13 protein-coding genes are annotated in these 13,006 nt (G+C 60.8%); 10 read left to right on the forward strand and 3 right to left on the reverse strand.

Translation table 11 applies throughout. From position 1 onward, the window contains the following. Positions 1–192 precede the first annotated feature (192 nt). Positions 193–1,470 (reverse strand): SGNH/GDSL hydrolase family protein, encoded by a 1,278-nt coding sequence (locus ACSQ83_RS24945; protein ID WP_436229972.1) that lies wholly within the window; start codon positions 1,468–1,470, stop codon positions 193–195. Positions 1,471–1,823: 353 nt separating this feature from the next. On the opposite strand from ACSQ83_RS24945, the gene ACSQ83_RS24950 reads away from it, so the two are divergent. Then, entirely contained in the window at positions 1,824–3,026 is a 1,203-nt protein-coding gene (locus ACSQ83_RS24950; RefSeq protein ID WP_436229973.1) for a methyltransferase, read from the forward strand. Positions 3,027–3,054: 28 nt separating this feature from the next. Here ACSQ83_RS24950 and ACSQ83_RS24955 read toward each other — a convergent pair whose 3' ends face one another. After that, positions 3,055–4,326 (reverse strand): TIGR03862 family flavoprotein, encoded by a 1,272-nt coding sequence (locus ACSQ83_RS24955; RefSeq protein WP_436229974.1) that lies wholly within the window; start codon positions 4,324–4,326, stop codon positions 3,055–3,057. On the opposite strand from ACSQ83_RS24955, the gene ACSQ83_RS24960 reads away from it, so the two are divergent. The 9 genes from ACSQ83_RS24960 (at position 4,325) to ACSQ83_RS25000 (ending at position 12,241) form a co-directional block, all read left to right on the forward strand. After that, a complete protein-coding gene (locus ACSQ83_RS24960; RefSeq protein ID WP_436229975.1) occupies positions 4,325–5,878 on the forward strand; it encodes a dipeptidase in 1,554 nt (517 codons plus the stop codon). The genes ACSQ83_RS24955 and ACSQ83_RS24960 overlap by 2 nt on opposite strands. Positions 5,879–5,990: 112 nt before the next feature. Further along, the gene (paaA, locus tag ACSQ83_RS24965) at positions 5,991–6,989 is read left to right on the forward strand and encodes a 1,2-phenylacetyl-CoA epoxidase subunit PaaA (RefSeq protein WP_414955141.1); all 999 of its coding nucleotides are present in this window, start codon (positions 5,991–5,993) and stop codon (positions 6,987–6,989) included. Positions 6,990–7,011: 22 nt separating this feature from the next. Continuing rightward, positions 7,012–7,296, forward strand: a complete 285-nt coding sequence (gene paaB, locus ACSQ83_RS24970) for a 1,2-phenylacetyl-CoA epoxidase subunit PaaB (protein WP_056364669.1) — start codon at positions 7,012–7,014, stop codon at positions 7,294–7,296. A gap of 16 nt (positions 7,297–7,312) precedes the next feature. Continuing rightward, entirely contained in the window at positions 7,313–8,113 is an 801-nt protein-coding gene (paaC, locus tag ACSQ83_RS24975; RefSeq protein ID WP_414955140.1) for a 1,2-phenylacetyl-CoA epoxidase subunit PaaC, read from the forward strand. Between the two features lie 8 nt (positions 8,114–8,121). Continuing rightward, complete coding sequence (gene paaD / locus ACSQ83_RS24980; RefSeq protein ID WP_436229976.1) at positions 8,122–8,649, forward strand: 1,2-phenylacetyl-CoA epoxidase subunit PaaD; 528 nt, start codon at positions 8,122–8,124, stop codon at positions 8,647–8,649. A gap of 8 nt (positions 8,650–8,657) precedes the next feature. Then, complete coding sequence (paaE, locus tag ACSQ83_RS24985; protein WP_436229977.1) at positions 8,658–9,746, forward strand: 1,2-phenylacetyl-CoA epoxidase subunit PaaE; 1,089 nt, start codon at positions 8,658–8,660, stop codon at positions 9,744–9,746. A 136-nt stretch (positions 9,747–9,882) separates the two neighbouring features. Then, complete coding sequence (locus tag ACSQ83_RS24990; protein WP_436229978.1) at positions 9,883–10,698, forward strand: DUF1835 domain-containing protein; 816 nt, start codon at positions 9,883–9,885, stop codon at positions 10,696–10,698. 46 nt (positions 10,699–10,744) lie between these two features. After that, positions 10,745–11,350, forward strand: a complete 606-nt coding sequence (locus ACSQ83_RS24995) for a TetR/AcrR family transcriptional regulator (protein ID WP_414955136.1) — start codon at positions 10,745–10,747, stop codon at positions 11,348–11,350. Between the two features lie 225 nt (positions 11,351–11,575). Then, entirely contained in the window at positions 11,576–12,241 is a 666-nt protein-coding gene (locus ACSQ83_RS25000; protein ID WP_436230043.1) for a GNAT family N-acetyltransferase, read from the forward strand. Positions 12,242–12,375: 134 nt separating this feature from the next. Here ACSQ83_RS25000 and ACSQ83_RS25005 read toward each other — a convergent pair whose 3' ends face one another. After that, positions 12,376–12,879, reverse strand: coding sequence for an Lrp/AsnC family transcriptional regulator (locus ACSQ83_RS25005; RefSeq protein ID WP_414955135.1), 504 nt, complete (start codon positions 12,877–12,879; stop codon positions 12,376–12,378). Positions 12,880–13,006 lie beyond the last annotated feature (127 nt).

A 13,006-nucleotide genomic window follows, 5' to 3' on the forward strand; every position in this document is an offset into this window, starting at 1 on the left:
AAGAATCTTTTTCTCCATGTCAACAAGCTTGTGAGCGTTTGCTTTCAAACTTACCGATTTTGGAGGCCACCTGTTTCTTTAGCGGCCCTCGTTGCGAAACGAGGAGACGAATAATAGGTGATGGAACGTACTAAGGCAAGGACATCCGCAAACTATTTTCGGGAATACCCTAGCAGCCCCCTTAACAACCCCTTAATGACTCTTCGCCAGCCCCAACGCGTCGATGGGAACCGCTTCCGACATGGCCGCATATCCCGCGTCGCTTGGATGGATATTGTCGCCACTGTCATAGCGGCGCTGGAGGCGGTCCGGATGAGCCGGGTCACGTAGCGCCTGGTCGAAGTCGATCACGCCATCGAATGCATGGCTTGAACGGATTGAATCGTTCACTGCCGTCCTGATTGCTTCGCGCTCCGGAGGCAACGAGGCCGGTGTCAAGGTTGCGCCGTAGATCCGCACACCGCGCTGGTGGGCCTGCGCGATCAGCCGTTGATATCCGCGCAACAGCGAATCGGCGGTGACAGACGTGTGGGGATCGTCGCAATCCAGGCCGGCGCGTGGGCGCATCGAAGGGAAATTGATGTCGTTGATGCCAATCATAACGATCACCGCGCGCACACCGGGCTGGCGCAATGCGTCGCGATCGAACCTGCTCAAAAGCGCATCGCCGTAACACGGCGACCCGCTCAGCAAGCGATTGCCGCTGATCCCTGCATTCACGACCGCAGTGCCGTCGATACCCTTTTGCGTCAGCCGACGCGCAAATGCGTCCGGCCAACGGCGATTCGCGTTCGGCGTGGAGCGCATGCCGTCGGTGATGGAGTCGCCGATTGCCACCAACGCCCGCGCCGGCGTGGTATCGACGGAAACGCTCGTCAGCCATACGAATTGCGTGAAACGCGTGCGAAACGCAGCGGCGTCGGTGTCCGAAGAATGGTTGCCTGGCGTCGATACGTAATTCGTTTGGTTCGCCACCCTATGCCACGCGGCCATTTTTTGCCCTGCTCCCATATAGGTACTGACTGCAAGTGGCTGATGGGCGGTGACATCGAAGGCGATCGGGTCACTGTCGATCTGACCGCCCGGCGCGATCGTCACGCCTGCTTTGCCGCCGAACGTCACGGGACGGCTGGTGCCCGCCCGGATCGCGGCCGCGCCGCCGGACACGGAGCGCGCTACCTGTACGCCCTCGATCACCAGCGGCACCGTGCCGTACACGTTGCTAAGACGGAGCCGAACGTGCCGGCCGTCGATAGCGGGATACACAATCTGCCGAACCGTCCGGCCGCCAATCTCAGGCGCGCGATACAGCGCCGGCAAATCAGCCCGCTGCGGAATTGCCTGCAACGCCGTGCCCCAGGCGCTGACCCAGTGTTCGGCCGGCGCGTCGTCGGCAAGAGCGCTGGTGGACGGCAGCAAGGAAGCAAACAGCGTCGCGGCGGCAACGGCGGAAAGGGCGCGAAGGTTCATCGGGGAACGGGGGATGTTTGAGGGAAAAGGCGATTGTGCCTGAACGGGCAAACCAGGCGCTTACAGTTCGGCGGACGGATCTCAGCAGTGTATGTGCGGCTTAGCCCGAGCCTGCTGCACGGGCGCATTACTCGCGGACAGGTGACGTGGAACGCACCTCCACGCCGTCTGGATAACCGACTTCAAATGCGCAAACCGACATGCTTTCGCAGCGATTAAAATCCCGTCGCCCGATTCCCACGCAGACGCTCCGAACGCCTTTTTGTCGTCGAAAATCGGACCAATTTGTGAAAAGCCCTCAGAATGTCGGCATTCCGCCTCGCGGTTCTCACTTTGTCCGGTACTTATTCAGCATGCATTCCAAAACTTCTCCTTGCACCAGCGCCGCACCTTCCCACATCGAATGGGAGGAAAAAGGCGAGAACCGTTCGGCGCTCTGGCACTCGGAAAGCGGAATCGCGCCGCCCAAGCGCGTGGTGATCGGCGATGACCAGATGACCGCCGACTCGGCGTATCGGCTGGCTTGCGAAGGCACGGCCATTCTCTGGCGCGGCGATTTCCAGAACGCACGCCAGTTGCTGCAAGCGGTGACTCGACGCATCGAAACGCGGCCGAAAAAGTCCGCCAAGGCAAAAGCGAAGGAACGCAGCGCGGCCCCCGATGCACCGCCGGCCGCGCCGCCCGCTCCCGCCGAGGCGTTCAATTTGCACCGCCTCGCCCAGTCGCAGCGGGCGCGCACGCTTGGCATGTTGCTCTTGCCGCTCGATGCCGAATACGCAATTCCGCTGCGTCGCGCGCCGGTTGTGAAGGAAGCGTGCGAGGAGGCGTATGGCGCGGCCGCCGGTGAATCCGTGGTGTCGCTGCGTGAGGTGCTCGGGCTGGTCGGCGCGCACGAGTGGCGCAAAAAGGGCGTCGACGTCGAGGCGCTTGGCGCGCGGATTCATCCTTATTACGGCGTGTTTTCCCCCGTGCGCGGCGAGTACATCAAGCTGGTGGCAGATCAGCCGTTGCCATCGAAGGAACTGGCTTTCGATATTGGCACCGGCACGGGCGTGCTCGCCGCTTTGCTCGCCCAGCGCGGCGTGAAGCGCGTGATTGCGACGGAAAACGATGCCCGTGCGCTGGCCTGTGCACGTGAAAACATCGAATTATTGGGGCTCGATCAGCAAGTGAAGGTGCTCGATGCCGATCTTTTCCCCGAAGGCCGTGCTCCGTTGATCGTCTGCAATCCGCCTTGGCTGCCGGCCCGGCCGAGTTCGGCGATTGAACACGCGATCTACGATCCGGAAAGCCGCATGCTGCGCGGGTTTCTCGATGGCCTCGCCGCGCATCTGACGCCTGGCGGCGAAGGCTGGCTGATTCTTTCCGATATCGCCGAACATCTTGGCCTGCGAACGCGTGCGCAATTCCAGGAGTGGGTCGACCGCGCCGGACTGAAGACCGACGGCCGTATGGACATCCGTCCGCATCACCCGCGCGCCGCCGATAAAACCGATCCGCTCTATCACGCGCGTTCGGCCGAAGTCACATCGTTGTGGCGGCTTGTGCCGGCTTGAGTTTTTTCTTTCACGCGGGCGTCGGCGTTTAGGCGGCCTTCGTGCCCGCTATGTAAGCCAGCGCCGCCTCGCCCGCGACCAAACCGCTCGCGAGACACGCCGTGAGCAGATAACCGCCCGTCGGCGCTTCCCAATCCAGCATCTCTCCAGCGCAAAAAACGCCGGGTATCGCGTCGATCATCAGGTGCGAATCAAGTGATTCGAACGTCACGCCACCCGCGCTGCTGATCGCCTCGGCAATGGGTCGCGGGCGCGTCACCGTCAGCGGCAATGCCTTGATCCGTTGAGCGAGGCGCGTGGTATCGGCGAAATCTTCGCGACTCAATACCTCTCGCAGCAAACCCGCCTTGGCGCCCGTCAGGTTCAAGCGGCTCTGCAAATGACTCGACATGGAACGGGCGCCACGTGGATGCCTCACTTCATCGTGGACACGTTGCGGCGTCAGTGCCGGCAAGAGATCGAGGAAAAATGTGCCGTCACCCGCTGATAAACGATCGCGGATGCGCGCGGACATCGCGTAGATCAAGCTGCCTTCAATACCGGTCGATGTCAGCAAGCACTCGCCCGTGCGCCAGTCGATATCCCCATCCTCCCGCGGCAAACCGATCGCAACGGCTTTCAGCGGCTCGCCCGCGAAACGGCTGCTGAAATGCTCGCTCCAGTCGATATCGAAGCCGCAGTTTGACGGGACGAAGGGCGACACGCGCACGTGGCGCGCTTCAAGATGCGGAACCCACGTTGCGTCCGAGCCGAGTCGTGGCCAGCTCGCGCCGCCGAGTGCGAGCACGACGGCATCGGCTTCGACCGAGCGCTCGCCTTCCGGCGTGGCGAACCTCAAAAGGGGCGAAGTTTCGTCGCCCCAGCCAAGCCACTTATGCCGCATATGAAACCGCACGCCCGACCCGCGTAGCCGATGCAACCATGCGCGTAGCATCGGCGCGGCTTTCATATCGATGGGAAACACGCGGCCCGAGCTGCCGACGAACGTATCCACGCCCAATCCGTGAACCCATGCGCGTAAGGCGGTGGCATCGAAGCGGCGCAGCAGCGGTTCAATCTGTGCGCGGCGCGCGGCGTAACGGGAGAGGAACGGTTCGGCGGGTTCGGAATGCGTGAGATTCATGCCGCCCTTGCCAGCCATCAGGAATTTGCGGCCCACTGACGGCATGGCGTCATACAGATCCACTTCGACACCGCCCGCCGCCAGCGCTTCGGCGGCCATCAAGCCAGCGGGGCCGCCGCCAATAACGGCGACGCGCGCGCGACGAGTTTCTGAGGAGGAAGGCGACGATAACGGCATGCGAAAAGACACGATTGGAGGCGAAGCCGCATTGTCGCATTCGGCGTCGAGGACCCACGAACGGGCCGGGACGAAACTGAGTGCGCCCGACCTCCCGCTGCATAATCCGGCGACGAAGTTCGAAAAGGAGATGTCGATGCAAATCGAATGGTCGAGCATCCGTTCCGGTCAGGCCGACGCGCTGCATGACGCGATAGTCGAACTGTCCGGGTGGATGATTCCGCTCGAGTCGCAACCTTGTGTCGATTATTTTCTGCTGGTCGCCGATGCGCCGTGTTGTGCGGGCTGCGTGCCGGCAGATCTGCGGTCGAGCATCGAGGTTATTGGTGCTTCACTGATCCAGGTGCAGGACGGACCAGTGACCATTCGCGGACGGCTGCGCCGTTTGATCGATGATCCGGCGGGCTGGCGTTATCAACTTATCGATGCCCGCGTGACGAGCCAGGACAGGCCATTCAGCCGGCGAGCGTTCCTGGCATCGACGGCCGCGTTGAGTTTGGTCGCCTGCGCCCGCGGCCGCTTCTCAGGATATACCGACAACCCGGACGCGCGTGCTGCCGCTCAAAGCTGGCGCTCGAGCGACACGCTGACCATGGACATGCACAGCCACGCCGGCCGGGTGATCATCTCCCACGATCCGGCGATTGGCGCGAACCGCCCTTTCACCGCGCTTGCCGCGCCCATGCGCAGCGGCGGCATGAACGTGGTCACGCTGGCGATCGTCACCGATACCGTGGTTACGCACATATCTGCGAATCGCAAGCGTATTGAAGCGTACCGAACGCCCGCGCCGGGCGAACTGTACGCGCTCGGGCAAACGGAATTTGCGCGGGTGCACGCATTGATCGCGCGCGAGCAGATGAATGTGATCACCAGCAGCGCGTCGCTGAAAGCGAATGCGAACGCGGGGCCGAGCGCGATCATCGCTTCAGAAGGGGGCGATTTTCTGGAGGGCCAACTGGATCGTCTGGATGAAGCGTACACGCAGCACCAGTTACGGCACTTGCAACTGGTGCACTACCGGGTGAACGAACTCGGCGATATACAGACCGAACCGCCCCAGCAGGGAGGTTTGACCGATTTCGGCGGCCAAGTGGTCCGGCGATGCAATGACCTTGGGATCGTGGTCGACGTCGCGCACGGAACATTCGATCTCGTCAAACGGGCGGCGTCGGTATCGACGAAACCGCTGGTTTTGTCTCATACCGCGCTGTCCGCGCATCCCGGAGCCCGAAGCCGGCTGATCAGCCCTGACCACGCTCGCGCCGTCGCCGATACAGGTGGCGTGATCGGCGTCTGGCCGAGCTCGGGATCATTCCGGGATTTGCAGGAAATGGCGGAAGGCGTCAAGCGGATGACCGATGTCGTCGGCATCGACCATGTCGGCATGGGCACGGACATGCTGGGCTTTATTTCTCCGCCGGTTTTCAGGCACTACGGCCAGTTGCCCGATTTCGCGGATCAGCTCCTCGCAGCGGGATTCTCGAGCGAGGAAACGCGCAAGATTCTTGGGGAGAATTACAGGCGGGTGTTTGAGGCGAGTGTTGGGTAGATGGTGCAGTAGGAACAGGGATATCTGAGGCCATCTCAAAAAATAATTATTAACCGACCGGACGGTCGGCTTATAATTGCGGCACAGTGACTTCCTACAGCGAGCGATCGTCATGTACACGCAATCCCTCGATATCCCCGGCAATGTGCAGTCCATCGATCCGGCGTCCACATCGCCGGAACTGAGCCATTTCGACGCTGTGATGGCCGCCGACGGCAAGATCGAGCCACAAGACTGGATGCCCGACGCCTACCGCAAGACGCTGGTCCGCCAGATCTCGCAGCACGCGCATTCGGAAATCATCGGCATGTTGCCCGAAGGCAACTGGATTTCGCGCGCGCCGAGCCTGAAGCGCAAGGCGATCCTGCTTGCGAAAGTGCAGGACGAAGGCGGTCACGGCCTCTACTTGTATAGCGCGGCGGAAACCATGGGCGTGTCGCGCGACCAGCTCGTCGATGCCCTGCACGCTGGCAAAGCCAAATATTCGAGCATTTTCAATTACCCGACGCCCACGTGGGCGGACGTCGGCGTGATCGGCTGGCTGGTGGACGGCGCGGCGATCATGAACCAGATCCCGCTCTGCCGCTGCACCTATGGCCCATATGCGCGCGCCATGATCCGCATCTGCAAGGAAGAGTCGTTCCATCAGCGGCAAGGTTTCGACGCGCTGCTCTCCATGATGAAAGGCACCGACGCGCAGAAGGAAATGGTCCAGCAGGCGGTGGATCGCTGGTGGTGGCCGGTGCTGATGATGTTCGGCCCGAGCGACAAGGATTCCATCCATAGCGGGCAGTCGTTCAAATGGGGCATCAAACGGATATCGAATGATGATTTGCGGCAGAAATTCGTCGATGCCACCGTCGAGCAGGCCAGGATTCTCGGCGTCACGCTGCCCGACCCCGATCTGAAATGGAACGAAGAACGGCAAGCACACGACTACGGCGAGATCGACTGGGAAGAATTCTGGCGCGTCGTGAACGGCGACGGCCCCTGCAACAAGGAACGCCTCGCCACGCGAGTCAAGGCACACGACGACGGCCAATGGGTTCGCGAAGCCGCCCTCGCCTACTCCGCCAAACAAGCCGCGCGTGCGCAAAAGCAAGCTGCATAAAGTAAAGCTGAAGGAGCGACAAATGAACAACGAATGGCCGATCTGGGAAGTGTTCGTACGCAGCAAGCAGGGCCTTGATCACAAGCATTGCGGCAGCCTGCACGCGCCGGACGCACCCGCAGCGCTGCGCATGGCACGCGATGTCTACACGCGGCGCCAGGAAGGCGTGAGCATTTGGGTGGTTCCATCGGCGGCGATCACGGCCTCCGATCCCGCCGATAAAGCAGAGTTCTTCGAACCCGCGGGCGACAAGATCTACCGTCACCCGACGTTCTTCGTGCTGCCCGACGAAATCAACCACATGTGAGCGAAGGGTCAAGCCCATGACGACGCCCCAACATCTGTCCTACGTACTACGCCTCGCCGATAACGCGCTGATCCTCGGTCAGCGCAACGGCGAATGGTGCGGACACGGCCCGGTGCTCGAGGAAGATATCGCGCTGGCCAATATCAGTCTCGATCTGATCGGCCAGGCGAGATTGCTTTATTCGCACGCGGCCACGCTCGATGCCGAGCTTAATGGCACGAAGAAAACCGAAGATGACTACGCGTATTTCCGCAACGAACGCGACTTCCGCAATTACACGCTGACCGAATTGCCGCACGCGGGCCCGTTGTCGGGCACGGCGCGTTCGGATCGCGACTACGCGGTGACGGTCGTGCGCAACTTCCTGTATTCGACGCTGATGGCGCATCTCTGGACGGCGCTCACGCAATCGACTGACGCGCAACTCGCGGCAATCGCGTCGAAGTCGATCAAGGAAACGCGATATCACCTGAATCACGCCAGCGACTGGCTGCTGCGTTTCGGTGATGGCACCGAGGAGTCGCATCGTCGGGCTCAAGCCGCGGTGGATTACCTGATGCCGTACACGCGCGAATTTTTCAGCACCGATGACGTGGAAACGAGCATCGCCGATGCGGGTATCGGTCCGCTCACCGCCGATCTGGAAACCGCGTGGCGTGAAGACGTGGACGCAACGCTGGCGCAGGCCACGCTGCAAAAGCCCGCCGATGCCAAGCACGTGAGCACCGGCAAGTTCGGCGAGCATTCCGAGCACATGGGTTTCCTGCTCGCGGAAATGCAAAGCTTGGCGCGGCAGCATCCTGGCGCGGGTTGGTGAACGCGACGATGACGACTGCCGAAGCAACGCTCGATCGCGTATGGGAAGTGCTGGACGCCGTGCCCGATCCGGAAATTCCGGTGGTATCCATCCGTGAGCTGGGCATTCTCCGCGATGTCCGACGCGCCGCCGACGACACGGTGGAAATCGTCATTACGCCCACGTATTCGGGCTGTCCGGCGATGTACCAGATCGCCGAAGACATTGGCGCGGCGCTGAATGCAGCGGGCTTCGCGAAGCATCGAATCGAAACGGTTCTGGCGCCCGCGTGGACCACCGACTGGATGACCGACGCGGCCCGCGACAAGCTTCGGCAATACGGCATCGCTCCGCCCATGGGCAATTGCGGTTCGAACGAGCACGCGCCGCAAGAGCGGCCCATCCGCTTCGTGCCGCGCGTCGTGGACCAACCTGCATGCCCGCGCTGCGGCTCATCGCATACCGAACGCCTCGCGCAATTCGGCTCGACGGCGTGCAAGGCGCTGTATCGCTGCATGGATTGCCGCGAGCCGTTCGACTACTTCAAACCGTACTGAAAACGACCATGGCGACTCCGCAATTCCACTCGCTGCGCATCCGCGACGTCCGTCCCGAAACCGCCGACGCTGTTACGGTTTCCTTCGATGTCCCCGAAAATCTGCGCGATGCATTTCGCTTCACGCAAGGCCAGTTCGTCACGTTGAAGACACATATGGACGGCGAGGAAATGCGGCGTTCGTATTCCATTTGCGTCGGCGTGACCGATTACGACCGCGATGGCGAATTGCGTATTGGCATCAAGCGCGTGCGGGGCGGCCGTTTCTCGAACTTCGCTTTCGATACGCTGAAACCCGGCCACGAAATCGAAGTCATGACGCCGGATGGCCGCTTTTTCACGCACCTGAACGCCGATCACGTGAAGCATTACGTGGCTTTCTCGGGGGGCTCGGGCATCACGCCGGTGCTCGCGATCATCAAGACGACGCTGGAAACCGAGCCGACCAGCCGTTTCACGCTGATCTACGGAAATCGCAGCGTGGACGCGATCATGTTTGCCGAAGAGCTGGAGGACCTGAAGAACCGTTTCATGAGCCGGTTCTCGCTGTATCACGTGCTATCGGACGATTTGCAGGATGTCGAGTTGTTCAACGGCGTGCTGAACCAGGAGAAGTGCGCGGCGTTCCTGGAGTCGCTCGTTCCCGCCAATGCAATCGATGAAGCCTTCATCTGCGGTCCCGGCCCGATGATGGACGCCGCCGAAGCCGCGCTGAAAAGCGCGGGCGTGCCGCCGCAGCAGGTCCACGTCGAGCGCTTTGGCACGCCGTTGCCGCAAGCAGGCGTGCCGGCAATCGAAATCACCGACGACACGCCGGCGGCGGATCTCGAACTGATCATCGATGGGAAAAAGCGCAAGCTGCGCCTGCCGTATCAGGGCGTGAGCGTACTGGACGTCGGCTTGAAAGCGGGGCTTGCGCTGCCTTACGCGTGCAAGGGCGGCGTGTGCTGCACGTGCCGCGCGAAGGTGCTGGAAGGCGAAGTGCGCATGGAAAAGAACTACACGCTGGAGCAGCATGAGATTGACGCGGGTTTCGTGCTGACTTGCCAATGCCACCCGATTTCGGATCGCGTGGTTGTGAGCTATGACGAACGTTGAACGCCGGGTTGGCGGATTGCGTTGATTCGATTCGCTTACACTAGGGGTCGCCCCTTACCAAGGCAGTGTGACGCGCCCAGTCGCCACACTCGCTGCGCGCCGGGCAACCTACTTACGTTTGCGGTCACCGTCACTGATGAGCACCATCCACGTTACCAACGGCGACCATGCCGCCGAGATTCTGCGCGAAGCCTTGCAAACAGCGGCTCGCGACGAACGCGTCATCCCGCTGAAGGACGATCTTGCGGTCGGCCAGTTGCGGGGCATCGACGACAATCCGGAAAATCGGGCGCTCTTTTGGCAGCAGGTGCTGAACGAACAGAAGTTCGATTTCATATCGAAGCTCAAGGAACAGGACGCGCTCCTGCGTGACCTCGCGCAGGATAGCGGACAGGTCGTGGTCTGGCACGGACAAAGCGCTAGTGACCAGCTAACGCTGCGACGCGTCGCCTACACGCTGCGCAACGTGCCACAGCGCCTGAACGAAGCCAAGCTCACTCACGAAGATTTGCCTTTCGTCACCGCCGCCGACGGCACGCAGCAGCGCCGTGGCCGCGAAGACGGCGCAACGGCGGTCGGCATGTTCACGGCTGACGAGTTGGGCGCCAAACTGCCAACAGCCGCGCCCATTTCGGTGTTGCGCATCAGCCGTCTCGCGCTGGAATGGCAGGAAGTGAAGCAGATCAATAGCGAAACTCGCCGATGGCGCGACAACACGTTTATTTCCGGCACCTATTCCGACGTCGATGAAACCATCCTCCAGATAGCCAGCGACGGCTGGCAGGAAGCCCGCCGGCTCGCCGGCCAGGTGATGGACGCGAGCTTCGGTTTTCTGGTGAGCGATTCCATTGCATTCTGGCGCTGTCGTGAACTCGTCGCCGCGGGCAAACTGGAGATTCGGGGTGATCTCGCCAAGATAGCCGACGCCAATCTCCGGCGCGCCGTGCACTAGCCGCGCATTAGAATCCCCGATCGACCCAGCAATTCGCAGAGACTCAATGGCCCGTACAAGAGCGCCTGACCACGACACACAACGCGAGCAGATTCTCGAACTCGCCGCCGCTAAATTTGCGCAGACCAGCTACCCGAGCACGTCGATGGCCGATCTTGCTGCGGCCAGCGGCACGTCCAAAGCGCGGCTTTATCACTATTACGCGAGCAAGGAAGCCATCCTTTTCGACCTGCTCGATCGCTACACGAAGCGGTTGATGCTGATCATCGCGGAAGTGGAAGGAGCGAGCCAACGGCGCGGATTGACGGAGCGCGAGGCGTTCGCCGAGCTGATTCGCGCGTTCCTCACCGAGTACGAAACTTCCCATAGCCGGCACGTTGCATTGCTCAACGACGTCAAATATCTCGAAGACACGCAGCGTGAAATCGTGCTGGAACGCCAACGCGGCATTGTCGCGGCGTTCGCCCGGCAACTCGCGCGCGCGTATCCGAAACGGGCGACGAAAGAGAACCAGACCGCGCTCACCATGATGGTGTTCGGCATGATCAACTGGACCTTCACGTGGCTCAAACCCGATGGAAAACTGGGTTACCGCGAGTTCGCTGAGCAGGTCGTGGACGTGATCGAACACGGGATGAACGGCGACAATTAAGCAAATGGTGCAGTGCGACATTACGTTACAGCACGACTGCACGATTCATGTAACTCCCGGTAAGTCATTGTTTTAAAAACGATTTTATTCATGTTATTTGAGATTTAGATGACATGCTCCACAGGGTATTACGGGTTTTCCCTAGTGCTCTTGCTGTGGTTCGGCTAAAATTCGTTTTGCGACGCACCATGTCGCGCGACGAATCAAGGAGCCACCATCGTGAACATGCCCTTCAACCGCCACACTGCATCGACCTTCGCAGCAGCCGATCGCTCGCAAACGGCTGCCGGTCGTTTGCCCGTTCTCGTCCGTGAGCTGTCGTCGAGCGATCGCGAGCGTCTTCTCACCCATTTCCTTGCTCTCGATGAAGACGACCGCCTTCTGCGCTTCGGCCAGATCGTGCCGGATCATGTGATCGAGAACTATGTCGGGAATATCGATTTCTCGCGTGACACGGTTTTTGGTGTCTTCGACGAACAGTTGAACGTAGTTGGCGTCGGCCATTTGGCCTATCTGCCGGCTGAAGGCGACAAACGCACGGCAGAGTTCGGCGTGTCGGTGCTGGAAAGCGCGCGCGGCCGTGGTGTCGGCAGCCGCTTGTTCGAGCGCGCCGCCATCCGCAGCCGCAACACGCACGTTTCAATGCTCTACATGCATTGTTTGTCACGTAACTCGACCATGATGCACATTGCGAAGAAGTCGGGAATGAAGATCGAGTATGCGTATGGCGAAGCCGACGCTTATTTGTCGCTCACACCCGCCGATCAAGGCAGCATCCTCACGGAGATGTTGCAAGAACAAGCAGCGGTCTTCGACTACGCGGTGAAGCGCCAAGCGCGCCGGGCATCGCAAATGTTTCAGGCGTTCATGCCTACTGCGGACGCGGCCTAAATCAGGACCTCGAGTCCTGAGTCCCAGGTACAAATCAGCAAGCATGCGCAAAAGCACGAAAGGCGGCGAAAGCCGCCTTTTTTGCGTCTGCAGGTTTTGGATTGAATATCGGGCAAAGGGCATCGACCGCAAATTCAGCGAATCGGCAACGCCGTCGTTTCCTTGAAGCGTTCCAGCGAGAAGCTGCTTTTGACGTCGATTACCGACGGATGGTGCAGCAATTGAGCCTGCACGAAGCGTGAAAAGTGCTCCATGTCTTCCACCAGAACGCGCAGCAGATAGTCCATGTCACCCGTCATGGCGTCGCACGCCACCACTTCCGGCCAAGAGCGCACGGCTTCGCGAAAGCGGTCCGCATGCGTCGGCGGATTTTTCATTCCCGCCGATACCGGCGTCCCGCCGCGTTTTTCCAGCTTCACGTTGACGTACGCGAGCAACCCGAGTCCGAGCAGACGCGGTTCCAGCAGCGCGACATAACCGCGGATCACGCCCTCCTCTTCAAGCCGACGAATTCGCCGCAAGCAGGGACTCGGCGAGAGGTTCACCTGATCAGCGATGTCCTGGTTCGACAGCCGCCCGTTCACCTGAAGAATGGCGAGAATTTTCCGATCGATCGCATCGAGTTCGATTTGAGCCATTTTCTGTCTCCTACACGCTGCATTACGCCATGAACGTGCGTCATCGTAGAGATAGGCGATTTACTTCGCAAGTATCTGCCGCGCTTCCGTCGATAAACTTTGTCCCAATAATCGCCAACTAATCATC

This window comes from Caballeronia sp. LjRoot29, from assembly GCF_964252755.1.
Lineage (GTDB): Bacteria > Pseudomonadota > Gammaproteobacteria > Burkholderiales > Burkholderiaceae > Caballeronia.